Origin of the sequence: Cupriavidus sp. USMAA2-4 (assembly GCF_001854305.1) — a bacterium.
Lineage (GTDB): Bacteria > Pseudomonadota > Gammaproteobacteria > Burkholderiales > Burkholderiaceae > Cupriavidus > Cupriavidus malaysiensis.
Map to the genome: position 1 here is coordinate 2,984,198 of NZ_CP017748.1, position 21,725 is coordinate 3,005,922.

20 protein-coding genes, 2 tRNA genes and 1 rRNA gene are annotated in these 21,725 nt (G+C 66.8%); 9 read left to right on the top strand and 14 right to left on the bottom strand.

Features of this window, described 5'->3' with window-relative positions; all coding sequences use genetic code 11:
* Positions 1-177: 177 nt before the first annotated feature.
* The gene (locus BKK79_RS13195; protein WP_231907943.1) at positions 178-1,551 is read right to left on the bottom strand and encodes an ABC transporter ATP-binding protein; all 1,374 of its coding nucleotides are present in this window, start codon (positions 1,549-1,551) and stop codon (positions 178-180) included.
* The gene (locus tag BKK79_RS13200) at positions 1,548-3,317 is read right to left on the bottom strand and encodes an ABC transporter permease (RefSeq protein ID WP_156811322.1); all 1,770 of its coding nucleotides are present in this window, start codon (positions 3,315-3,317) and stop codon (positions 1,548-1,550) included. Before BKK79_RS13200 ends, BKK79_RS13195 begins: the two co-directional genes overlap by 4 nt.
* 278 nt (positions 3,318-3,595) lie before the next feature.
* Here BKK79_RS13200 and BKK79_RS13205 point away from each other — a divergent pair, with 278 nt between their 5' ends.
* On the top strand, positions 3,596-3,883 hold the full coding sequence (locus BKK79_RS13205) for an acylphosphatase (RefSeq protein ID WP_071015711.1): 288 nt from the start codon (positions 3,596-3,598) through the stop codon (positions 3,881-3,883).
* 56 nt (positions 3,884-3,939) lie between these two features.
* Here the strand turns inward: BKK79_RS13205 and BKK79_RS13210 are convergent, their stop codons facing one another.
* The 8 genes from BKK79_RS13210 to rpe all read right to left on the bottom strand — a co-directional run bounded on the left by BKK79_RS13210 (position 3,940) and on the right by rpe (position 11,504).
* Positions 3,940-4,716, bottom strand: coding sequence for a uracil-DNA glycosylase (locus BKK79_RS13210; RefSeq protein WP_071037851.1), 777 nt, complete (start codon positions 4,714-4,716; stop codon positions 3,940-3,942).
* A 124-nt stretch (positions 4,717-4,840) separates the two neighbouring features.
* Entirely contained in the window at positions 4,841-5,470 is a 630-nt protein-coding gene (locus BKK79_RS13215) for a CYTH domain-containing protein (RefSeq protein ID WP_071037852.1), read from the bottom strand.
* A 10-nt stretch (positions 5,471-5,480) separates the two neighbouring features.
* The gene (trpC, locus tag BKK79_RS13220) at positions 5,481-6,284 is read right to left on the bottom strand and encodes an indole-3-glycerol phosphate synthase TrpC (RefSeq protein WP_071037853.1); all 804 of its coding nucleotides are present in this window, start codon (positions 6,282-6,284) and stop codon (positions 5,481-5,483) included.
* A gap of 51 nt (positions 6,285-6,335) precedes the next feature.
* Positions 6,336-7,373, bottom strand: a complete 1,038-nt coding sequence (gene trpD, locus BKK79_RS13225) for an anthranilate phosphoribosyltransferase (protein WP_071016609.1) — start codon at positions 7,371-7,373, stop codon at positions 6,336-6,338.
* Between the two features lie 74 nt (positions 7,374-7,447).
* Positions 7,448-8,032, bottom strand: a complete 585-nt coding sequence (locus BKK79_RS13230) for an aminodeoxychorismate/anthranilate synthase component II (RefSeq protein WP_071015704.1) — start codon at positions 8,030-8,032, stop codon at positions 7,448-7,450.
* A 26-nt stretch (positions 8,033-8,058) separates the two neighbouring features.
* A complete protein-coding gene (gene trpE / locus BKK79_RS13235) occupies positions 8,059-9,585 on the bottom strand; it encodes an anthranilate synthase component I (RefSeq protein ID WP_071015703.1) in 1,527 nt (508 codons plus the stop codon).
* Between the two features lie 486 nt (positions 9,586-10,071).
* A complete protein-coding gene (gene gph / locus BKK79_RS13240; RefSeq protein WP_071015695.1) occupies positions 10,072-10,794 on the bottom strand; it encodes a phosphoglycolate phosphatase in 723 nt (240 codons plus the stop codon).
* Positions 10,791-11,504 carry a ribulose-phosphate 3-epimerase gene (rpe, locus tag BKK79_RS13245; protein WP_071037854.1) on the bottom strand — a complete coding sequence of 238 codons (714 nt, stop codon included), beginning with the start codon at positions 11,502-11,504 and terminating at the stop codon, positions 10,791-10,793. Before rpe ends, gph begins: the two co-directional genes overlap by 4 nt.
* Positions 11,505-11,666: 162 nt before the next feature.
* Here rpe and apaG point away from each other — a divergent pair, with 162 nt between their 5' ends.
* Positions 11,667-12,041, top strand: a complete 375-nt coding sequence (gene apaG / locus BKK79_RS13250) for a Co2+/Mg2+ efflux protein ApaG (protein ID WP_071015691.1) — start codon at positions 11,667-11,669, stop codon at positions 12,039-12,041.
* Between the two features lie 58 nt (positions 12,042-12,099).
* Here apaG and BKK79_RS13255 read toward each other — a convergent pair whose 3' ends face one another.
* A complete protein-coding gene (locus BKK79_RS13255) occupies positions 12,100-12,300 on the bottom strand; it encodes a hypothetical protein (RefSeq protein ID WP_071015688.1) in 201 nt (66 codons plus the stop codon).
* A gap of 103 nt (positions 12,301-12,403) precedes the next feature.
* On the opposite strand from BKK79_RS13255, the gene mltA reads away from it, so the two are divergent.
* Entirely contained in the window at positions 12,404-13,552 is a 1,149-nt protein-coding gene (gene mltA, locus BKK79_RS13260) for a murein transglycosylase A (RefSeq protein ID WP_071037855.1), read from the top strand.
* A gap of 16 nt (positions 13,553-13,568) precedes the next feature.
* On the opposite strand, the gene paaK is transcribed toward mltA, so the two are convergent.
* The 3 genes from paaK to paaG form a co-directional block, all read right to left on the bottom strand.
* Positions 13,569-14,873 (bottom strand): phenylacetate--CoA ligase PaaK, encoded by a 1,305-nt coding sequence (paaK, locus tag BKK79_RS13265; protein WP_071015684.1) that lies wholly within the window; start codon positions 14,871-14,873, stop codon positions 13,569-13,571.
* 90 nt (positions 14,874-14,963) lie between these two features.
* Positions 14,964-15,365, bottom strand: a complete 402-nt coding sequence (gene paaI / locus BKK79_RS13270; RefSeq protein ID WP_071016607.1) for a hydroxyphenylacetyl-CoA thioesterase PaaI — start codon at positions 15,363-15,365, stop codon at positions 14,964-14,966.
* Between the two features lie 128 nt (positions 15,366-15,493).
* The gene (gene paaG, locus BKK79_RS13275; protein WP_083384165.1) at positions 15,494-16,306 is read right to left on the bottom strand and encodes a 2-(1,2-epoxy-1,2-dihydrophenyl)acetyl-CoA isomerase PaaG; all 813 of its coding nucleotides are present in this window, start codon (positions 16,304-16,306) and stop codon (positions 15,494-15,496) included.
* 499 nt (positions 16,307-16,805) lie between these two features.
* Here paaG and BKK79_RS13280 point away from each other — a divergent pair, with 499 nt between their 5' ends.
* The 6 genes from BKK79_RS13280 to BKK79_RS13305 all read left to right on the top strand — a co-directional run bounded on the left by BKK79_RS13280 (position 16,806) and on the right by BKK79_RS13305 (position 21,545).
* On the top strand, positions 16,806-17,402 hold the full coding sequence (locus tag BKK79_RS13280) for a copper resistance protein CopQ (RefSeq protein ID WP_071037856.1): 597 nt from the start codon (positions 16,806-16,808) through the stop codon (positions 17,400-17,402).
* 250 nt (positions 17,403-17,652) lie between these two features.
* Complete coding sequence (locus tag BKK79_RS13285; RefSeq protein WP_071037857.1) at positions 17,653-18,240, top strand: TetR/AcrR family transcriptional regulator; 588 nt, start codon at positions 17,653-17,655, stop codon at positions 18,238-18,240.
* 192 nt (positions 18,241-18,432) lie between these two features.
* Positions 18,433-19,209, top strand: a complete 777-nt coding sequence (locus tag BKK79_RS13290; RefSeq protein ID WP_071015640.1) for an enoyl-CoA hydratase — start codon at positions 18,433-18,435, stop codon at positions 19,207-19,209.
* Between the two features lie 580 nt (positions 19,210-19,789).
* Positions 19,790-21,321, top strand: a 16S ribosomal RNA gene (locus BKK79_RS13295).
* A gap of 61 nt (positions 21,322-21,382) precedes the next feature.
* A tRNA-Ile gene (locus tag BKK79_RS13300) sits at positions 21,383-21,459 on the top strand.
* 10 nt (positions 21,460-21,469) lie between these two features.
* Positions 21,470-21,545 (top strand) — tRNA-Ala (locus BKK79_RS13305).
* Positions 21,546-21,725: the final 180 nt, after the last annotated feature.

A 21,725-nucleotide genomic window follows, 5' to 3' on the forward strand; every position in this document is an offset into this window, starting at 1 on the left:
GGGCAGGCGCTCGCCGGGAGCGCGGGCTGTCAAATTCACACCAGGCTATGCACGCCCCGGCGTGAGCGCGCGACGCATGCTCCGTGCGCGGCGCCGGTCGGCCGCTAGTCCACTGAATCGCTGAAATCGGTCGGTGCCTGCCATGTCTTTCCCCTCCCATTTCAATGATTCAGTGGACTAGCCTTCCCCGCCTGCCGTGCCCTCGGCCTGTTCTTCGCGCGGCAGCGTCAGCATGCCGCTGTTGTAGCTGTATTCGTAGATCTCGCCGTAGCGGCCCCATTCGATGGCGAGGGTCAGCACGCGCTCGGCTTCGTCGGGCTTCAGGTAGGCCTCCAGCTCGCGCAGCACGTGCTCTTCGCCGATCTCGCCGTCCTCGGTTTCCTCCAGCTCGCGGCGGATGTGCGCGGCCAGCGCCACGTGTTCCAGCAGCTGCTTGCCGAACAGCACCTTGCGCTCGGGCGGCTCGGTCTCGTAGTAGGTGCGCCCGAGCGGGGTGGCGATGATGTCGCCGCGCTCGATGGTGGCCAACTGCACCAGTTGCAGCGCTTCGCAGGCGGGCAGCAGTTCGTCGTCGGTGAGGCCTGCTTCGTCGGCCAGGTGGGGCAGGTCGGCGCGGCCGAAGAAGGGCGACTCGCACAGCAGGTCGAGAATGGCCTCCATCTGGCTGATGTCGGCATCCGGCAGGCGGTAGCCGATCTGCGAGGCGGCCGCCAGCGCGGGCACGCGTGGACCCAGTGCCGCGGGCGAGGTCATCAGCGCGTAGACCTCGTCGATCAGCGCGCGCACCTGGGTCGAGTCGCGGTTGCGCGGGCGCGCGAAGGGCACGCGCACCTCGGCGCGGATGCGGCCCGGGTCGCTCGACAGGATGACGATGCGGTCGGCCATCATCACCGCTTCCTCGATATTGTGCGAGACGATCAGGATGCACTTGATGTTGGTGCGGCCGTCTTCCCACAGGTCGAGCATCTCGTCGCGCAGGGTCTCGCCGGTCAGCACGTCCAGCGCCGAGAAGGCTTCGTCCATCAGCAGCAGGTCGGGCTCGGTCACCATGGCGCGGGCGATGCCGACGCGCTGGCGCATGCCGCCGGACAGCTCGCGCGGCAGCGCGCTGTTGAAGCCGGACAGGCCGATCATGTCGATCGCCGCTTCGGCGCGGCGGGTGCGCTCCTCCTTGTCGACACCCTGGGCCTCCAGGCCCAGTTCCACGTTCTGCTGCACGGTGAGCCAGGGGAACAGCGCGAACGACTGGAACACCATGGCGATGCCTTCGGCCGTGCCCGCCAGGCGCTCGCCGCGGAAGCGCACTTCGCCGCGGTCGGTGCCGACCAGGCCGGCCATTATGCGCAGCAGGGTGGACTTGCCCGAGCCGGACTTGCCCAGCATGGCGACGATCTCTCCCTGGCGCAGCGTCAGGTCCACGCCTTCGAGCACGGCGCGGTCGGTGTGGTCGGCGGTGCGGAAGATCTTCGAGACGCCGCGCAGCTCGATCACGGCGGGCGCGGCGGTTGGTGCGGTGCTGCTGGACATGGCGTCCTTTCGTTCGATCGTCATAGACGGGTGCGCTCCTGCGCCAATTGATACAGGCGGTTCCACAGCAGGCGGTTGAAGCCGACCACGAACAGGGCCATCACGCAGATGCCCAGTGCGATGCGGGGGAAGTCGCCCTTGGACGTCATCTCGGCAATGTAGCTGCCCAGCCCGGTAGCCACCAGGGTGTGGTTGCCCCAGGTCACGTACTCGGACACGATGCTGGCATTCCACGAGCCGCCGGCGGCGGTCACCAGTCCGGTCAGCAGGCTGGGGAAGACGGCGGGGATCAGGAAGCGCTTCCACATCAGCCAGCCGCGCAGGCCGAAATTGCGCGCCGCCAGCCGCAGTTCCGTGGGAATGCCCGAGGCACCCGCCACCACGTTGAAGAGGATGTACCACTGCGTGCCGAAGATCATCAGCGGGCTGAGCCAGATCTCAGGGTTCAGGCCGAAGCGCGCGATCACCACCACCGCCAGCGGGAACATCAGGTTGGCCGGGAAGGCGGCCAGGAACTGCGCGACCGGCTGGGCGACACGCGCCACGGCCGGATTCATGCCGATGCGGATGCCGATCGGCACCCACACCAGCGCGGCCAGCGCGATCAGCACGATCACTCGCACCATGGTCAGCGTGCCCAGCCACAGCACGTGGCCGAACTCGCTCCAGCCCACCTCGGAGCGCACGAAGTGCAGGATGCGGTAGAGCGCCAGCAGGGCGGCCACGATGATCAGCACGTTGCAGGCCCGCTCGATCCACTGGCGGCGGCCGCTGGCGCCTGCCGAGGCCGGTGCCAGCGTGCCGCGCCGGGCGCCCCAGGACAGCGTGCGGCCGGCCAGGCCGGCGGTCCACGACAGCAGCACGCGCACCCATTCCGAGCGGCGCAGCAGGTCGAGCAGCCAGGACTGCGGCTCCTTCTCCTGCGCCAGGGTCTCGAAGCGGAAGCGGTCGGCCCAGGCGATCAGCGGGCGGAACAGCAACTGGTCGTAGAACAGGATGCCGATCAGCATGGCCACGATGGCCCAGCCGATGGCCGGCAGGTTCTGCTGCTGGATGGCCAGCGAAATGTAGGAGCCGATGCCGGGCAGCTTGATGTCATTGCCCGACACGGAGATCGCTTCCGAGGCCACCACGAAGAACCAGCCGCCCGACATCGACATCATCATGTTCCACAGCAGGCCCGGCATGGCGAATGGCACTTCGAGCCGCCAGAAGCGCTGCCACGACGACAGGCGGAACATGGCGGCCGCCTCCAGCAGGTCGCTGGGGATGGTGCGGAAGGACTGGTACAGGCTGAAGGCCATGTTCCAGGCCTGCGAAGTGAAGATGGCGAAGATCGCCGCGCATTCCACCCCGATCAGGTTGCCGGGGAACAGCGCGATGAAGCCGGTCACGGTGATCGACAGGAAGCCCAGTACCGGGATCGACTGCAGGATGTCGAGGGCCGGCACCATGACCTTTTCCGCCGTGCGGCTCTTGGAGGCGATGGCGGCGAAGGCGAAGGAGAACAGCAGCGAGGCGCCCAGTGCCGTCAGCATGCGGATGCTGGTGCGCATCAGGTAGTAGGGCAGGTAGGCGACGTCGAGGCTGAGATCCAGCGGCTCGCCCGGCTGGTAGGGCACGTTCATCTGCTTGGCGGCGAACGCCACCAGCACGATGGCCGCCAGGATGATGGGCAGCAGGGCGAGGTCGAAGCGGTTGGGCGGAGCCGTCAGCAATTGGCTGACGTAGCCGAGGGAAGGGGCCGGCTTGGCCTGGTCGCTGTCGGCGGATTGGGCGGGCTGCATCATGGTGAAAGACGGATCGGGGGCCGGCTCGGTCGGCCTGGGACTACGGGTGGCGCCCGCTGGAACGGCGTGGCTGGCGTCGGCTGCCGGCAGCCCTTTCGGGTCGCCCGGTGCCGCACGCATCACGTCCGGTGCAAAGCCCTACTTGCTAACGCTCAGAGCGGCCGCCTAGTTTACCGTGTGTGCATGTCGGCGCCGTTTCAGCATAGATCGTCTCGCTGCTGCAACAGTTGTCAGCGATAGCAGACAGGCAGTCCAATCCTGCAGGAGAGACTTTGGCGATGGAAACCCGGCAACTGGAAACCTGGCACATCGTGGCCAGCGGGCGCGTGCAGGGCGTAGGCTACCGCGCTGCCTGCGCGGCGCGGGCCAGCGAACTGGCGCTGCGCGGCTGGGTGCGCAACCGCAGCGACGGCACGGTCGAGGTCATGGCGCGCGGCAGCCCGGGGCAACTGCGGGCCCTGTGCGACTGGATGCGCATCGGACCGCCGGCGGCACAGGTGCTCGACCTGGCGGTGGCCTTGTCGGAGGGGGAATTCCAGGGCTTCATCTGGCGCCCCACCGTGTGATGCGGCCGCCATAAGCCGGATCGACCGGATCGACCGGATCGACTGGATACTCCGGCTCAGGCGCGGTGCGCCTGCCAGTCGACCGCTGCCAGCCCCTGGGCCGTCAGCCAGTCATTGGCCTGGCGGAAGTGGCCGCAGCCAAGGAAGCCTCGGTGCGCCGACAGCGGCGACGGATGCGGCGCCTCCAGCACGCAGTGGCCCGCCCCCAGCAGCGGCTTCTTCGCCTGGGCATGGCTGCCCCACAGCAGGAACACGAGCTTCTGGCGGCTGCCGGCCAGCGCCTGGATCAGGCAGTCGGTCACCGCTTCCCAGCCGCGCTTGGCGTGGCTGGCCGCGCGGCCCTGCTCGACGGTCAGCACCGTGTTGAGCAGCAGCACGCCCTGGCGGGCCCAGCCCTCGAGGTTGCCCGAGGCGCCGCGCGCGGGCGCCTCGCCGTACTCCGCGGCGATTTCCTTGAAGATATTGCGCAGGCTGGGCGGTACACGCACGCCGTCCGGCACCGAGAAGGCCAGTCCGTGGGCCTGCGGCACCTCGGCGCCGGCCACGGTCTCGACGCCGTGGTAGGGATCCTGGCCGAGGATCACGACCTTGACCGAGTCGGGCGGCGTCAGGTGCAGCGCGTGGAACACGTCGTGCGGGAACACGCGCTTGCCGCTGGCGTGCTCGCCGTCGACGAAGGCGGCCAGTTCGCGCCAGCCGGCGCCGGACAGGCAGGGGGCCAGCAGCGTGCGCCAGGCCGGCGGCAGGGCGTCGGCCTGGGCCTGCAGCGCGGCGGCGGGGGCCTGGGCGGTGGATCGGGCGGGCGTGTCCGCAGCGAAGAGATCGGATTGCATCAGGTCGGGTAGGGGAAACGGGTGGGCGGCCTGCCGGCTTGCCGGCGCCGGGTTCAAGGTGGGCCGGGCCTGAGGCGGGCCGGGCCCCGGGGTGGAGCGGGCGGGCGCTGCCGCGCCCGGGGGCTCAGGGCGCCTCGTCCTGGCGCGTGCCGGCCAGGCGATAGCCGCGCGCGGCCTTGCTCAGGTCGGAGGGCACCAGGGCTGCAACCGCCTGCAGGCGCGCGGCCAGGGCGCGCAGTGCCTGGGCGGCCTGGGTGGCATCGCCGGCCAGGAATTCGAGTTCGAGTTCCTGGATGCGCTCCACCTCCTTGGTGCCGGGCGCGCTGACGGTGCCGACGTCGAGCGCGGCCTCGATCTCGGCGCCGTCCTGGCGCACCAGCCAGGCGCGGCGCTCGAAGTCGGTGCGGAAGACCGGCGCCAGCCGCTGCGCCAGCGGCGCCAGCAGGGACTGCGCCTCGGCCGGCAGGCGCGCCGGTTCCAGCGCTTCGCCGGCGACCTCGGTTTCCCACTCGTGGCGTGTGGCCAGGCCGCCCGCGCTGCTGCCGGCGGTCTTCAGCGTCTGCAGCCAGCGCTCGCCCTGGCTGCGCAGGCGCAGCGCGGCACGCGCGCCGGCCAGCTCGCGCGCCGGGGTGTCGAGGTAGACATTGCGCAGCAGCCAGCGGCCGCGCGCTTCGCCATGGGCATCCAGCCAGGCGGCCAGCGCATCCAGCGCACCGTCCGGCACGGCAAGCTTCAGTTCGATTTCCTGGGCCATGGCGCGCTGATCAGGCGAACAGCCGTGCCAGCTCGGCGCCCGGATCCTTGGCGCGCATGAATGCCTCGCCGACCAGGAAGGCGTGCACGCCGGCATCGCGCATGCGCTGCACGTCGGCCTGGCCGAGGATGCCGGATTCGGTCACCACCAGGCGCTCGCCCGGGATGTGCGGCAGCAGGCCGATGGTGTTGTCCAGTGAGACCTCGAAGGTGCGCAGGTTGCGGTTATTGATGCCCAGCAGCGGCGTCTTCAGGCGCAGCGCGCGCTCCAGCTCGTCCTCGCCATGCACTTCCACCAGCACGTCCATGCCCAGTTCGTGGGCGCAGGCTTCCAGCTCGGCCATCAGGCCCGGGTCGAGTGCCGCCACGATCAGCAGGATGCAGTCCGCCCCCCAGGTGCGCGCTTCGTAGACCTGGTACAGGTCGACCATGAAGTCCTTGCGCAGCGCCGGCAGTTCGCAGGCGGCGCGGGCGCGCTTGAGGTAGTCGGCGTGGCCCTGGAAGAAGTTGACGTCGGTCAGCACCGACAGGCAGGCCGCGCCGTGGCCGGCATAGCTCTCGGCGATGGCCTCGGGCACGAAGTGCTCGCGCAGCACGCCCTTGGACGGCGAGGCCTTCTTGACCTCGGCGATCACGCCGGCCTGGCCGGCGCCGATCCTGGCGCGCAGCGCGCTCTCGAAGCCGCGCGGCGCCAGGCCTGCCTCGTGGCGCAGGCTTTCGGCCTCGCCCCGCAGGCTGTGGAGGTCGCGTTGCTTGCGCGCGGCGGCGACTTCATCGGCCTTGACGGCCAGGATCTTCTGCAGGATATCGGACATGGCTTGACTCTCTGCCGCCGCTCCCGCGCGGGCGGGGGCGGCGCGCGTGTTTTACTGGAACTGCTGGGTGGCGCGCACGAACTGGTCGAGCTTCTCGCGCGCCGCGCCGCTGGCGATGGCCTCGCGCGCCCGCGCGATGCCGTCCTCGATCGAGCTGGCCACGTTGGCGGCGTACAGCGCGGTGCCGGCATTCAGCGAGACGATCTCGCGCGGCGTGCCCGCCACGTTGCCCAGCGCTTCCATCAGCATGGCCTTGGACTCCAGCGCGTCGGCCACCTTCAGGCCGCGGTTGGAGATCATGTTCAGGCCGAAGTCCTCGGGGTGGATCTCGTACTCGCGCACCTGGCCGTCCTTCAGTTCGCCGACCATGGTGGCGGCGCCCAGCGAGACCTCGTCCATGCCGTCCTTGCCGTACACCACCAGCGCGTGCTCGGCGCCCAGGCGCTGCATCACGCGCACCTGGATGCCTACCAGGTCCGGGTGGAACACGCCCATCAGGATATTAGGCGCGCCGGCCGGATTGGTCAGCGGGCCGAGAATATTGAAGATGGTGCGCACGCCCATCTCCTTGCGGATCGCCGCCACGTTCTTCATCGCCGGGTGGTGGGTCGGCGCGAACATGAAGCCGATGCCGGTCTGCTCGATGCACTCGCCGACCTGTTCCGGCGTCAGCAGGATGTTGACGCCGAGCGCCTCCAGCACGTCGGCGCTGCCCGACTTGGAGCTGACGCCGCGATTGCCGTGCTTGGCGATGCGCGCGCCGGCCGCGGCCACGACGAACATCGAGGCGGTGGAGATATTGAAGGTGTGCGAGCCGTCGCCGCCGGTGCCGACGATGTCGACGAAGTTGCCGCGCGCCACGTCGGCGGGCAGCGGCACCTTGTTGGCGAACTCGCGCATCACCTGGGCCGCGGCGGAGATCTCGCCGATGGTTTCCTTCTTCACGCGCAGCCCGGTCAGGATGGCGGCGGCCATCACCGGCGAGACCTGCGCCTGCATGATCTGCCGCATCAGGTGCAGCATCTCGTCGTGGAAGATCTCGCGATGTTCGATGCAGCGCGTCAGCGCTTCCTGCGGGGTGATGGACATGGGGCTCTCGTTCGGATGGTTGGCAGGTTCCAGTTGCGCGAGCGGGCCGGCGCCGGCGGCGGGATCGGTCAGCTTCATCGCCGTACCTCGCCCGAGCCCGCCTTGAGGAAGTTCGCCAGCAGCGCGTGTCCGTGCTCGGACAGGATGGATTCGGGGTGGAACTGCACGCCTTCGACCGCAAGGGTCTTGTGGCGCACGCCCATGATCTCGCCATCCGGCGTCCAGGCCGTCACTTCCAGGCAGTCGGGCAGGGTCTCGCGCTCGATTGCCAGCGAATGATAGCGCGTGACGTCGAAGTGCCTGGGCAGCCCGGCGAACACGCCCTGCTGGGTCGTCTCGATGGTGCTGACCTTGCCGTGCATGACCTGTTTGGCGCGGATCACCTTGCCGCCGAAGGCCTCGCCGATGGCCTGGTGGCCCAGGCACACGCCCAGCAGCGGCACCTTGCCGGCGAAGTGCTGCAGCACGGCCACCGAGATGCCGGCTTCCCTGGGGCTGCAGGGGCCGGGCGAGACGCAGATATGGTCGGGCCCGAGGGCCTCGATCTCGTCCAGCGTGATCTCGTCGTTGCGGAAGGTGCGCACGTCGGCGCCGAGTTCGCCGAAATACTGCACGAGGTTGTAGGTAAAGGAATCGTAGTTGTCGATCATCAGCAGCATGGCCGTTTCTCCTGTCCTGTTCCGGGTCAGATGTCGGAGTCCAGGCCATCCTGGACCTGCTCGGCGGCGCGGATCACCGCGCGCGCCTTGGCTTCGGTCTCGCGCCATTCGGCTTCGGGGTCCGAATCGGCGACGATGCCGGCGGCCGCCTGCACGTAGAGGTTGCCGTCCTTGATGATGCCGGTGCGGATGGCGATGGCGAGGTCCATTTCACCGCCGAAGGACAGGTAGCCCACCGCGCCGCCGTAGATGCCGCGCTTGCGCGGCTCCAGCTCGTCGATGATCTCCATCGCGCGCACCTTGGGTGCGCCCGACAGCGTGCCGGCCGGGAAGCTGGCGCGCAGCACGTCGAGATTGGTCATGCCGTCCTTGAGGCGGCCTTCGACCGAGCTGACGATGTGCTGCACGTGCGAGTACTTCTCGATCACCATCTTGTCGGTGACCTTGACGCTGCCGGTCTCGGCGATGCGGCCGATGTCGTTGCGCGCCAGGTCGATCAGCATCACGTGCTCGGCGATTTCCTTGGGGTCGTTGAGCAGTTCGGTGGCGAGCTGGGCGTCCTTCTCCGGCGTATTGCCGCGCGGGCGGGTGCCGGCCAGCGGGCGGATGGTGATGACGCGCTCCTCGCGCACTTCGCCGCCGTTGTTCGCGGTGCCGGTGCGGCGGGTCTCCTGGCGCACCAGGATCTCGGGCGAGGCACCGACGATCTGGAAGTCGCCGAAGTTGTAGAAGTACATGTACGGCGAGGGGTTCAGCGAGCGCAGCGCGCGGTACAGCGACAGCGGCGCGTCGCGGTAGGGCTTGGTCAGGCGCTGGCCGATCTGCACCTGCATCATGTCGCCGGCCATGATGTACTCCTTGGCGCGGTGGACGGCGGCCAGATAGTCGGCCTTGTCGAATTCGCGGAAGACCTCGGTCTGCACCGACGGGCTGGTGACCGGCAGGTCCACCGGCTGGCGCAGCTTCATGCGCAGGTCGCGCAGGCGGGCGCGGGCGCGCGGATAGGCCTCGGGTGTGTTCGGGTCGGCGTAGACGATCAGGTAGAGCTTGCCCGACAGGTTGTCGATCACCGCCAGCTCTTCGCACAGCAGCAACTGGATGTCGGGCAGGCCGAGGTCGTCGGCCTTCTGCGTGGCGGCGAGCTTCTTCTCGATATAGCGCACCGCGTCGTAGCCGAAATAGCCGGCCAGGCCGCCGCAGAAGCGCGGCAGGCCGGGGCGCAGCGCCACCTTGAAGCGCTTTTCGAAGTCGGCGATGAAGTCCAGCGGGTTGCCTTCATGCGTCTCCACCACTCGGCCGTCGGTCACCACCTCGGTGCGCTCGCCGTAGGCGCGCAGCAGCGTGCGGGCGTGCAGGCCGATGAAGGAATAGCGGCCGAAGCGTTCTCCGCCGACTACCGATTCCAGCAAGAAGGTGTTGATGCCGCGGGTCTGCGACTGGGCCAGCTTCAGGTAGAGCGAGAGGGGCGTCTCCAGGTCGGCGAAGGCCTCGGCGATCAGCGGGATGCGGTTGTAGCCCTGGTCGGCCAGCGATTTGAATTCGAGTTCGGTCATGTCCATCCTCGTGGGCGGCGCGCCCGCTGCCGGGCGGCGGCGCCATGGTACGGCGGGAGGGGCAGGCGATACGGTCGCCGGCCCCGGTGGCTTGCCGTGGTGCGGAAGACTTGCGAACAAGACCGCACACGGCCTGGTGGGGCGTGCGGTGCGTTCGTGGACCAAACGTAGCCGACTGCTGCGGCGTTGGCTACGGCCGGCTGGCGAGAGGGGGATGGCTGGGATTGCCCGGCTGCTGCCGGCCTGGCGAAACCTTCCGCGTGTAGGGAAGCTTCTCAGGAGACTCGCGAACGCACTTTACGCCTGTTGGGAGGCGCGCCAGCGACGCCAGGGCCAGGCCTGCCGATCACTGCCAGAAGAGATGCGTTTGCGATTCAGAAACATGTGTCGTGTTCTGCGACGGAGGTAAGCGAAGGCCGGTCTGCCGCGCACTGCAATCCGTGCAATACGTGTGCCATGCGTCGGGACCGGCTTCGGTCATGCCCGCTACGCCGTCAACAGGGACGCCGCCTGGGCAATGGTGCCGACTATACCATCGGCGTCGACGCCTTGTACAGGGTTGCCGTGGTTGTAGCCATAGGGCACCAGCAGCACTCCCATGCCGGCCGCGCGGGCCGCCTGGGCGTCGTTCTCGGAGTCCCCGATGGCTGCCATCTGCGCCGGCTCCAGGCGGAAGGCCTCGGCCACCTTGAGCAGGGGCAGCGGGTCCGGCTTGCGCAGCGGGAAGGCGTCGCCACCGTAGACCAGCTCGAAATACCGGACCAGCCCGGTCTTGGCCAGCAGCGGCTCGGTGAAGCTGTAGGGCTTGTTGGTCACGCAGGCCAGGCGCAGCCCGGCGGCCTTGAGGCGCGCCAGGCCTTCGGCCACACCCGCGTAGACCTGCGAGAACTGGCCGTTGATGCGCAGGTACTCGCGGTCGTACAGCGCCAGCGCGTCGGCGAACAGGCCGTTGGCGTGGGCCGGCGTGAAGCGGGCGTCGAGCACGCGCCGGATCAGGTTCTCCGAGCCCTTGCCGACGAAGCTGACGATGGCTTCGCGCGTCAGCGGCGCCGGCGCCGGCAGGTGCGGGTGCAGGCGCGCGAGCGCGCCCAGCATGGCATTGACGGCGGCGTGGAAGTCACCTGCGGTATCGACCATGGTGCCGTCGAGGTCGACGATCACGCCGCGGATGCCGCTCCAGTCGCGGCGCGCCGGCTGTGCGGCGCTCATCGGGCTGCCTGCGCGGGGACCTTGGCCAGTTCGGCGCGCAGGGCCGACAGCACGCCGCGGTAGCCACCGTCGGCGTCGGGCTTGCCGAACACCGCCGAGCCGGCCACGAAGGTGTCGGCGCCGGCTGCCGCGATCTCGGCGATGTTATCGACCTTCACGCCGCCGTCGACTTCCAGCAGGATGGGGCGGCCGGTGCGCTCGGCATAGGCGTCGATGCGGGCGCGCACGGCGCGCAGCTTGTTGAGCGTCTCGGGGATGAAGGACTGGCCGCCGAAGCCGGGGTTGACCGACATCAGCAGGATCACGTCGAGGCGGTCCATCACATGGTCCAGATGGTGCAGCGGCGTGGCCGGGTTGAACACCAGGCCGGCCTGGCAGCCCTGGTCGCGGATCAGTGCCAGCGAGCGGTCGACGTGGTCGCTGGCCTCGGGGTGGAAGGTGATGATGTTGGCCCCGGCGCGCGCGAAGTCGGGAATGATGCGGTCGACCGGACGCACCATCAGGTGCACGTCGATCGGTGCCGTCACGTGCGGGCGGATGGCTTCGCACACCATCGGGCCGACCGTCAGGTTCGGCACGTAGTGATTGTCCATCACGTCGAAGTGGATCCAGTCGGCGCCGGCCTCGGTCACGCGGCGGACTTCCTCGCCCAGGCGGGCGAAGTCGGCGGACAGGATGGACGGGGCGATGCGGTACGTGGGCGTGCTCATGGCGGCGGCGTGGGGAATTGGCGATAAAACGAGGGAACCGCCGCCATTTTACGCTGCCGGCGCCGCGGGCGCCGGCCATGCCCGTCCGGCGCCGCGCTTGCCGCCCCGGGTGCCTTGCCGCACAATGCGGCTACCCATTTCCTCGGCCCGACGCCCCAGACGATGAGCGAGTACGCGTTTTCCGTGGCGGTACGCACCCAGTACCTGCCCGAGCAGTCCGATCCCGAGCGCGGGCGCCATGCCTTCGCTTACACCATCACCATCCACAATACCGGCGAGGTGGCCGCGCAGTTGATCTCGCGCCACTGGATCATCACCGACAGCGACAACGGCACGCAGGAAGTGTCCGGCCTCGGCGTGGTCGGGCACCAGCCGCTGCTCAAGCCGGGCGAGCATTTCGAATACACCAGCTGGGCCACCATCTCCACCCCGGTGGGCTCGATGAAGGGCGACTACTTCTGCGTGGCCGAGGACGGCCACCGCTTCGAGGTGCCGATTCCCGAGTTCGCGCTGGTGCTGCCGCGCATGCTGCATTGAGTCGGCCGGCGCGGATTCCGCGCCGCGCGCACGATGCCGCCGGCGCGGCGCGCGGAACCTATCGGGCGCCGCCGTTGTCCTCTCCAGGCTGCGCGGGCTGGCCGCTGCGCGAAGGGTGATCGGCCGGTGCGCGGGTCGGGCGGGGATGCTTCTTGGCGGTGCCCATGGTCCAGACCACGATGAAGATCAGCAGGAACAATGCCACGCCGGCTTCCAGGGCGAACAGCAGCATGGGATGGGCTTCGAGGAATGCACTCATGGCGTGATCCGTGCCGGGGGCGTGGTTGGATGACAGGACGCTGGGCATTGTAGGACATCGGTGGCGCATCGGATCGCGCGGGCCGGCGATTGAACAGAGCAAGATGGCAACTCCGGATTTTTCTTCCCTTCCCCGTTTCTCCTGGCAGCGTCCAGTGCTGCCATCAGCGCGCACGCGAGCCTGGCTGGCCCTGGCCGCCGGCGCGGCCTTGCTGGCCGGCTGCATGAGCGGTCCGCCGCCCCGCGTCGAGGGACCCGGCACGCCCGGCCAGCCGCCGGCCGCGTCGTCGCAGAAGGGCCGGCTGCAAGCGGTCGACTGGAACGATGTCGCCGGCTGGCAGCAGGACGACGTGCGCGCCGCCTGGCCGGCGCTGCAGGAAAGCTGCCAGGTACTGAAGAAGCGCGCGGACTGGAACCGCGCCTGCTCGGCCGGCCTGATGGTCGACGCTGGCGACCTGGGCGCGATGCGCAGCTATTTCGAGACCTATTTCCAGCCCTACCGTGTGGTCAACGGCGATGGCTCCGACTCCGGCCTGATCACCGGCTACTACGAGCCCATCCTCCATGGTTCGCGCACGCGCCAGGGGCCCTACCAGGTCGCGCTGTACCGCAAGCCGCCGCAATGGAACGGCCGCGCGCTGCCGGCGCGCGCCGAACTGCTGCAGAACCCGGGGCTGCGCGGCCAGGAGCTGGCCTGGGTGGACGACCCGGTCGAGGCTGCCTTCCTGCAGATCCAGGGTTCGGGCCGCATCCGCCTGGCCGACGGCACGCTGATGCGGGTCGGTTACGGCGGCACCAACGACCATCCGTTCCGATCCTTCGGCAAATGGCTGCTGGACCGCGGCGAAATCACGCCGGCCCAGGCCACCATGCAGGGCATCAAGGCCTGGGCGCGTGCCAATCCGGGCCGGGTCGACGAGATGCTCAACGTCAATCCGCGCTTCGTCTTCTTCCGCGAGCTGGCGCCGACCAACGAGGGGCCGGTGGGCGCGCTGGGAGTACCGTTGACGGCGGAGCGCTCGATCGCGGTCGATCCGGCCACCATCCCGCTGGGCGTGCCGGTCTTCCTGTCGACCACGCGGCCGCTGTCGAGCGAGCCGATCCAGCGGCTCATGTTCGCCCAGGACACCGGCACCGCCATCAAGGGCGGGGTGCGCGCCGACTTCTTCTGGGGGGCGGGCGATGCCGCCGGGGAGACCGCCGGCCGCATGAAGCAGGCCGGGCGCATGTGGGTGCTGATGCCACGCAGTTGAGCGCGGCGCGCAACGCTCAGCGCGGACGCTGGTCGACGATGCGGCGGGCCTTGCCCACTGAGCGCTCGACACCGCCTTCGGGCAGCACGTCCACGCTCGCCGTCACGCCGATGAAGGCCTTGATGTCGTGGGCCAGCCTGGCGCGGGCCTCGCCGGTGTTGGCAGGGACCGCGCCGTGCGCGCACTCGACGCGCACGGTCAGGGTGTCGAGCGGACCTTCCTTGCCCAGCACGCACTGGTAGTGGGGCGCCAGCTCGGGATGCTTGAGGATCAGTTCCTCGATCTGTGAGGGGAAGACGTTGACGCCGCGGATGATCATCATGTCGTCAGAGCGGCCGGTGATCTTCTCCATGCGGCGGAACGCTGGGCGCGCGGTACCGGGCAGCAGCCGGGTCAGGTCGCGCGTGCGGTAACGCACCACCGGCAGCGCTTCCTTGCTCAGCGTGGTGAAGACCAGCTCGCCGAACGCACCATCCGGCAGCACCTCGCCGGTGATCGGGTCGATCACCTCCGGATAGAAATGGTCTTCCCAGATGGTCGGGCCATCCTTGGTTTCGGCGCACTCGTTGGCCACGCCCGGCCCCATCACCTCGGACAGGCCGTAGATGTCCACCGCCGAGATGCCCATGCGCTTTTCCAGTGCCAGCCGCATCTCGGGCGTCCAGGGCTCGGCGCCGAAGATACCCACCTTGAGCGAAGTGGAAGCCGGGTCGATGCCTTGGCGCTCGAATTCGTCGGCCAGCGCCAGCATGTAGCTGGGCGTGACCATGATCACCTCGGGCTTGAAATCCTGGATCAACTGCACCTGGCGCTCGGTCTGGCCGCCGCCGAAGGGGATGGCGGTGAGGCCGGCCTTTTCCACGCCGTAGTGCGCGCCCAGGCCGCCGGTAAACAGCCCGTAGCCGTAGCTGACGTGGACCTTGTCGCCACGGCGCGCGCCGGCGGCACGGATCGAGCGCGCCATCACCGTGGCCCAGGTATCGATGTCCTGCAGCGTGTAGCCGACCACCGTGGGTTTGCCGGTGGTGCCGGAGGAGGCATGGATGCGGGCCACCCGGTCCTGCGGCACGGCGAACATGCCGAAGGGATAGTTGTCGCGCAGGTCCTGCTTGGTGGTGAAGGGAAAGCGCGCCAGGTCGGCCAGCGAGCGCAGGTCATCGGGGTGCACGCCGGCTTCGTCGAACTTGCGCCGGTACACCGGCGAGTTGCGGTAGGCGTGATCGAGCGACCATTTCAGGCGCTGCAACTGCAAGTCCTGCAATGCGTCGCGGCTGGCGGTCTCGATCGGCTCCAGGGGCAGATCGGTCAGGCGCGTGCTCATGGTGTCTCCTGCGCTTCGGTGCGGGTTATCGTAAGGAGGGGGGGGCTTGGCGCGGGGGCTTCCGCCGGCTTCTGTCGATTTCAGCCGATTTCAGCCGGCCTCGGCGGGCGGCGGCACCACGTGGCCCTTGATCTGCGCGGACTTGCCGCGGAACATTGCCACCGTCTCGCCGGCGCGATTGCTGAGACGGACATCGTAGATGCCGTGTCGGCCGGACAGCGTCTGCTCGACCGCCTCGGCGCACAGCACGTCACCACCGTGCACAGGCTTGAGGAACTCGATGCTGCAGCCGGCCGCTACGGTGTTGATATTGTGGCTGTTGCAGGCGAAGGCAAAGGTCGAGTCGGCCAGCGTGAACATCAGGCCGCCGTGGCAGATACCGTGGCCGTTGAGGAACTCTGGACGTACGGGCATCGACAGGCGGGCGTAGCCGGGGCGGACCGCCTCGACCACGATGCCGAGCCAGCGGCTGCAGGCATCGGCCTCGTACATGCTGGCGGCCGCGGCTTCGGCGAGTGCCTGGGCGGCTTCTGTGGATGAGGTCAAGCGATCTCCTTGGAGCGGTGGATGGGCGGATCGAGGTGCGCAGCGCAGACGCCGGTGCTGCGCGAGGCCGGCGGCTAGGCGCCGGTAAAGCGCGGTGTGCGCCTGGCCAGGAAGGCGTTGACGCCCTCGGCGTAGTCGTGGGATGCGCCCAGTTCGCGCTGCAGGTCGCGCTCCAGGTCGAGCTGGGCGTCGAGCGTCTGCGTCGCGCCGGCGCGCATGGCCTGCTTGATGGCGGCCAGGGCGCGGGTCGGCTGGGCCGCCAGCTGCGTGGCCAGGGCCAGGGCTTGTTCGGCCAGCAGGGTGTCGTCCATCACCTCCCAGATCAGGCCCCAGCGCTCGGCATCCTCGGCCGACAATTTGTCGCCGGTCAGGGCCAGCCCGAGCGCGCGGGCCATGCCGACCCGCTGAGGCAGGAACCAGGTACCGCCCGAATCCGGCACCAGCCCGATCTTGACGAAGGCCTGCAGGAAGCTGGCCGAGCGAGCCGCCAGTACGATGTCGCAGGCCAGCGCCAGGTTCGCGCCCGCGCCGGCGGCGGTGCCGTTGACCGCGGCGATGACCGGCAGCGGCAGCGCCTGCAGCCGGCGGATCAGTGGATTGAAGCAGGAATCGATCAATTCCCCCAGATCGCTCATGTGCCCGGGGGTGAAGTCGAGATCGGCCAGGTCCTGCCCGGCGCAGAAGCCCCGTCCGGACCCCGTCAGCAGCAGGGCGCGGGCGCCGCCGGCCTCGGCGAGGTCGAGCGCGGACTGCAGCGCGGCGTGCATCTGGCGGGTAAAGCTGTTGAGCTTGTCCGGGCGATTCAGCGTCAGCACGGCAACCTGGCCGTGCCAGCGCAATAGCACGGGACCATCATTGAGCGTGGTCTGCGGGGGCGTGTCTCGCATGGCGTCTCCTGCCGGTGTTCTGTTCTATTTGCCGGGGCGCGGCCGTGCGCCCCGTCCTGCCAACTCGATTGTAGGCAGGTGTCGGCGGTTGATAAATTAACCGACCAGTCGGTCGGAAAATAGTAGCACTATTTTTCCTGGCTGAGGAGCGTGACGCATGCGGACGGGGCGGGATTCACCCGCGCTGCGATATCCGGCAGGAGGGGGAGGGCGCGGGATCGTCGGGACGTCCCTGGCTGCGGCAATGCAAAAAACCCCTTGACTATCTATCTACCAGTAGATACCATGTGTTCATGGATCGCTGCTTCCCCTCCGCCACCGGCGGCAGGAAAGAAAAAGAGGATCCAGCGCGACATCGGGGATTTCCCCGTTTTTTCAGGACCGGTTCTCTATCTACAAGTAGATGCAAGTAGATACCTAACCGGCCCGGCACCAAGCGCCGCGCCGCAGACCAACCGGATCCCGATCGCGTGGATTCTTGCTAGACAAGGAGAGCATCATGAGCACCAACAAGACCTTCACCAAGACCCTGATCACCGCCGCCGTGCTGGCTGCCGCCGTGCTGGGCGGCCAGGCCTACGCCTCGGGCCCGAAGGACAGCGGCATCTCGGGCGACCGCTACGGCTACGTGTTCCGCGGCAATGACGCGCGCAGCGTCTACACGGACGGGGCCAAGGCGGGCAAGGCCGATCCGTACACGGACGGCGCCAAGGTCGGCAAGTTCGACCCGTACACCGACGGTGCCCGCATCGTGGCGGGCCTGGACCGCAGCGGCGTGTCGTCGGAACCGGCTCGTAAGTTCGATCCGTACACGGATGGTGCCAAGGTCGGCAAGTTCGACCCGTACACCGATGGTGCCCGCATCGTGGCGGGCCTGGACCGCAGCGGCGTGTCGTCGGAACCGGCCCGCAAGTTCGACCCGTACACGGATGGTGCCAAGGTCGGCAAGTTCGACCCGTACACCGATGGTGCCCGCATCGTGGCAGGCCTTGACCGCAGCGGCGTGTCGTCGGAACCGGCCCGCAAGTTCGACCCGTACACGGATGGTGCCAAGGTCGGTAAGTTCGACCCGTACACCGACGGCGCGCTGGCCTGATGTGGATGGCGGGGTGGTGGCGGCCCGTGGCCGGCGCCGCCCCGCGTTAGCAGGTGAGTGGAGAAGCGATCATGAGACTGCGGGATAGCGTTCTGATCCTGGCCGGCTGGGTGTTCCTGTGCCTGGCCAGCGGCTCGCTGGTGACCCTGGCGGCGCAAGTGCTGCCGGCGTGAGCGAGAGCAGGCGAGGATCTGGCCAGAGCGTTGCAGCAACCAGCCTGAAGTGCCGTCGCGACGCGGAGGATCACGCCATGAAAACCCAATCTGTAAGAGAACAACTGCTCGAGCACACGCTGGTGCTGATCCGCCGCCGTGGCGTGAACGGTTTCAGCTATCGAGACCTGGCCGAACTGGTCGGGGTCAAGACCTCGAGCATCCACTATTACTTTCCCTCCAAGGACGACCTGGTGCTGGAGGCGGTCACGGAATACAGCGCACGGGTGATGGAGCGCCTGCGCGAGCTGGATCGTTTGCCTACCGCGCAGGACCAGGCGCGCGCCTACCTGCAGAATCTCCGGGCTGCCGCCTGCCATGGTGACCAGATCTGCCTGGTCGGGATGCTGTCGACGGAGGTCCTGAGCCTGTCTCCGGCGACCCAGGCGGTGGTGCGCGATTTCTTCCGCCTGCATGAGGAAAGGCTGGCGCAAATGCTGGAGCAGGCTGTGCGTGAACATGCGCGGTCGTTGCCGGCCGCGCCGCATGAACTGGCCCAGGTGATCTACGCAGCGCTGCAGAACGCGCTGGTGTCGAACCGCCTGTTCGGCTCGGCTGAACGCCTGGATGCGGTCGGTCAATTGTTGATGGACTACGTGTCTGCGCCGATGGCGCGCGCCGCCTGACTTCTCTGCGTGGCGCCGCATTTCCAAGGGCCGGTCGATCTCGACCGGCCTTTTTGCATGCCTGCCGGACTCGCCCGCATGCTGCACGCATCTTGAAAAATGCTCTCGAAGTGGCAGACTGCCGGGGCAACACCCGGCGTTGCTTCGATGCGGCGCCGGGTTCCTGCATCATTCAATCCCAGAGGAGATGGCATGTCGTATGAAAACATCCTGGTCGAGACGCGTGGCCGCGTAGGCCTGGTCACCCTGAACCGGCCCAAGGCGCTCAACGCGCTCAACGATGCGCTGATGGACGAGCTCGGCGCGGCGCTGAGCGCCTTCGATGCCGATGAAGGGGTCGGCTGCATCGTCATCACCGGTAGCGAGCGCGCCTTTGCTGCGGGGGCCGATATCGGCATGATGGCCCAGTACACCTATATGGATGTGTACAAGGGCGAGTACATCACGCGCAATTGGGAAACCATCCGCCGCATCCGCAAGCCCGTGATCGCGGCCGTGGCCGGCTATGCGCTGGGCGGCGGCTGCGAGCTGGCGATGATGTGCGACATCATCATCGCTGCGGATACCGCACGGTTCGGCCAACCCGAAGTCAAGCTCGGCACCATGCCCGGTGCGGGCGGCACCCAGCGCCTGCCGCGTGCCGTTTCCAAGGCCAAGGCCATGGACCTGTGCCTGAGCGCCCGCATGATGGATGCGGCCGAGGCCGAGCGCGCCGGCCTGGTGTCGCGCGTGGTTGCTGCCGACAAACTGCTTGACGAAGCGATCGGCGCTGCTGAGGCCATCGCCAGCTATTCGCTTCCGGTGGTCATGATGATCAAGGAGTCGATCAACACCGCCTATGAAACCACCCTCGCCGAGGGCGTGCATTTCGAGCGGCGCGTCTTCCACTCCACTTTCGCCACGGAAGACCAGAAGGAAGGTATGGCAGCCTTCCTGGAAAAGCGCAGCCCGAACTTCAAGCATCGCTAAAACTTGATAGGGGAATACCCGAGATCATCACTCGGGTATTCCTTTCCAATCCTCGCCGGAGAAACATTTTTCAATAGATTCAATGGTTTGGCTGTTTCCCCGAGAGGGGCTGCCATGACTTCATGACAAATGTGTTGCCAAGCTGCGGGATCCGGCCTACTATTCGCCCCCTCGCAACACGAAGCGCAGCGGCAAAGCCAGCAGCGACGCGGGTTGCGGGGTTGGCAGGATGGTGGGTGGTGCTGCGAAGCGCGACTGACCGGAGCGAAAAAGATGCTTCGAACCTGTTGACGAAACGCAGAAAGTTCTTCATAATCTCGTTTCTCTGCTGCTGACAACGCAGCGACGCGGTAAGCAAAGCGAATCGCGTGAGTTCTTTAACAAACAAACAGCCGATAAGTGTGGGCGCTTGATGCGGGAAGCGGAAGACCTCGGTCTTCTAGCTTACAAGTTATCAGTGCTCGCACAGTAAACATGTTTGGTTTCGTCTTCGGACGGAGCCAGTCAGTTTTCTGAGAGTGAGCGACCGCTCGAAAGAGCGAGGTTTGCGCAGGCAACTGCGCGGAACCACACAGAGATTGAACTGAAGAGTTTGATCCTGGCTCAGATTGAACGCTGGCGGCATGCCTTACACATGCAAGTCGAACGGCAGCGCGGACTTCGGTCTGGCGGCGAGTGGCGAACGGGTGAGTAATACATCGGAACGTGCCCTGTTGTGGGGGATAACTAGTCGAAAGATTAGCTAATACCGCATACGACCTGAGGGTGAAAGCGGGGGACCGCAAGGCCTCGCGCAATAGGAGCGGCCGATGTCTGATTAGCTAGTTGGTGAGGTAAAGGCTCACCAAGGCGACGATCAGTAGCTGGTCTGAGAGGACGATCAGCCACACTGGGACTGAGACACGGCCCAGACTCCTACGGGAGGCAGCAGTGGGGAATTTTGGACAATGGGGGCAACCCTGATCCAGCAATGCCGCGTGTGTGAAGAAGGCCTTCGGGTTGTAAAGCACTTTTGTCCGGAAAGAAATCCTTTGGGCTAATACCCCGGAGGGATGACGGTACCGGAAGAATAAGCACCGGCTAACTACGTGCCAGCAGCCGCGGTAATACGTAGGGTGCGAGCGTTAATCGGAATTACTGGGCGTAAAGCGTGCGCAGGCGGTTTTGTAAGACAGGCGTGAAATCCCCGGGCTCAACCTGGGAATGGCGCTTGTGACTGCAAGGCTAGAGTGCGTCAGAGGGGGGTAGAATTCCACGTGTAGCAGTGAAATGCGTAGAGATGTGGAGGAATACCGATGGCGAAGGCAGCCCCCTGGGACGTGACTGACGCTCATGCACGAAAGCGTGGGGAGCAAACAGGATTAGATACCCTGGTAGTCCACGCCCTAAACGATGTCAACTAGTTGTTGGGGATTCATTTCTTCAGTAACGAAGCTAACGCGTGAAGTTGACCGCCTGGGGAGTACGGTCGCAAGATTAAAACTCAAAGGAATTGACGGGGACCCGCACAAGCGGTGGATGATGTGGATTAATTCGATGCAACGCGAAAAACCTTACCTACCCTTGACATGCCACTAACGAAGCAGAGATGCATCAGGTGCCCGAAAGGGAAAGTGGACACAGGTGCTGCATGGCTGTCGTCAGCTCGTGTCGTGAGATGTTGGGTTAAGTCCCGCAACGAGCGCAACCCTTGTCTCTAGTTGCTACGAAAGGGCACTCTAGAGAGACTGCCGGTGACAAACCGGAGGAAGGTGGGGATGACGTCAAGTCCTCATGGCCCTTATGGGTAGGGCTTCACACGTCATACAATGGTGCGTACAGAGGGTTGCCAACCCGCGAGGGGGAGCTAATCCCAGAAAACGCATCGTAGTCCGGATCGTAGTCTGCAACTCGACTACGTGAAGCTGGAATCGCTAGTAATCGCGGATCAGCATGCCGCGGTGAATACGTTCCCGGGTCTTGTACACACCGCCCGTCACACCATGGGAGTGGGTTTTGCCAGAAGTAGTTAGCCTAACCGCAAGGAGGGCGATTACCACGGCAGGGTTCATGACTGGGGTGAAGTCGTAACAAGGTAGCCGTACCGGAAGGTGCGGCTGGATCACCTCCTTTCCAGAGCGTGCTTCCCAAGTGAAGCGTTCACACTTATCGGTCTGTTTGCTGTTACAGCCAAGGGTCTGTAGCTCAGGTGGTTAGAGCACCGTCTTGATAAGGCGGGGGTCGTAGGTTCAAGTCCTACCAGACCCACCAAGTTATCCGAGGGGGATTAGCTCAGCTGGGAGAGCACCTGCTTTGCAAGCAGGGGGTCGTCGGTTCGATCCCGTCATCCTCCACCATCGACCTTGGGTTGGACAAGCCAAATGCAAGCGCTTAGCGTTGAGCGCTTGCATTTGGCGTTGGCCAAGCGATGCGAAAGCATCGGCTGTTCTTTAACAATATGGGATGTAGTAAAGGTGTCACGGCGTGTTGATGAGACGCGCAGTAGTTTAACGTGATACCGGGTTGTGATTGTATCA

Coding starts and splice junctions, on each gene's coding strand:
- apaG (WP_071015691.1), top strand. CDS start 11,667: ATGAGCGAGTACGCGTTTTCCGTGGCGGTACGCACCCAGTACCTGCCC.
- paaG (WP_083384165.1), bottom strand. CDS start 16,306: ATGCGAGACACGCCCCCGCAGACCACGCTCAATGATGGTCCCGTGCTA.
- BKK79_RS13255 (WP_071015688.1), bottom strand. CDS start 12,300: ATGAGTGCATTCCTCGAAGCCCATCCCATGCTGCTGTTCGCCCTGGAA.
- BKK79_RS13195 (WP_231907943.1), bottom strand. CDS start 1,551: ATGACGATCGAACGAAAGGACGCCATGTCCAGCAGCACCGCACCAACC.
- BKK79_RS13205 (WP_071015711.1), top strand. CDS start 3,596: ATGGAAACCCGGCAACTGGAAACCTGGCACATCGTGGCCAGCGGGCGC.
- BKK79_RS13230 (WP_071015704.1), bottom strand. CDS start 8,032: ATGCTGCTGATGATCGACAACTACGATTCCTTTACCTACAACCTCGTG.
- BKK79_RS13285 (WP_071037857.1), top strand. CDS start 17,653: ATGAAAACCCAATCTGTAAGAGAACAACTGCTCGAGCACACGCTGGTG.
- BKK79_RS13215 (WP_071037852.1), bottom strand. CDS start 5,470: ATGGCCCAGGAAATCGAACTGAAGCTTGCCGTGCCGGACGGTGCGCTG.
- rpe (WP_071037854.1), bottom strand. CDS start 11,504: ATGAGCACGCCCACGTACCGCATCGCCCCGTCCATCCTGTCCGCCGAC.
- mltA (WP_071037855.1), top strand. CDS start 12,404: ATGGCAACTCCGGATTTTTCTTCCCTTCCCCGTTTCTCCTGGCAGCGT.
- BKK79_RS13200 (WP_156811322.1), bottom strand. CDS start 3,317: ATGATGCAGCCCGCCCAATCCGCCGACAGCGACCAGGCCAAGCCGGCC.
- trpD (WP_071016609.1), bottom strand. CDS start 7,373: ATGTCCATCACCCCGCAGGAAGCGCTGACGCGCTGCATCGAACATCGC.
- BKK79_RS13210 (WP_071037851.1), bottom strand. CDS start 4,716: ATGCAATCCGATCTCTTCGCTGCGGACACGCCCGCCCGATCCACCGCC.
- trpC (WP_071037853.1), bottom strand. CDS start 6,284: ATGTCCGATATCCTGCAGAAGATCCTGGCCGTCAAGGCCGATGAAGTC.
- paaK (WP_071015684.1), bottom strand. CDS start 14,873: ATGAGCACGCGCCTGACCGATCTGCCCCTGGAGCCGATCGAGACCGCC.
- paaI (WP_071016607.1), bottom strand. CDS start 15,365: ATGTACGAGGCCGATGCCTGCAGCCGCTGGCTCGGCATCGTGGTCGAG.
- gph (WP_071015695.1), bottom strand. CDS start 10,794: ATGAGCGCCGCACAGCCGGCGCGCCGCGACTGGAGCGGCATCCGCGGC.
- trpE (WP_071015703.1), bottom strand. CDS start 9,585: ATGACCGAACTCGAATTCAAATCGCTGGCCGACCAGGGCTACAACCGC.
- BKK79_RS13280 (WP_071037856.1), top strand. CDS start 16,806: ATGAGCACCAACAAGACCTTCACCAAGACCCTGATCACCGCCGCCGTG.
- BKK79_RS13290 (WP_071015640.1), top strand. CDS start 18,433: ATGTCGTATGAAAACATCCTGGTCGAGACGCGTGGCCGCGTAGGCCTG.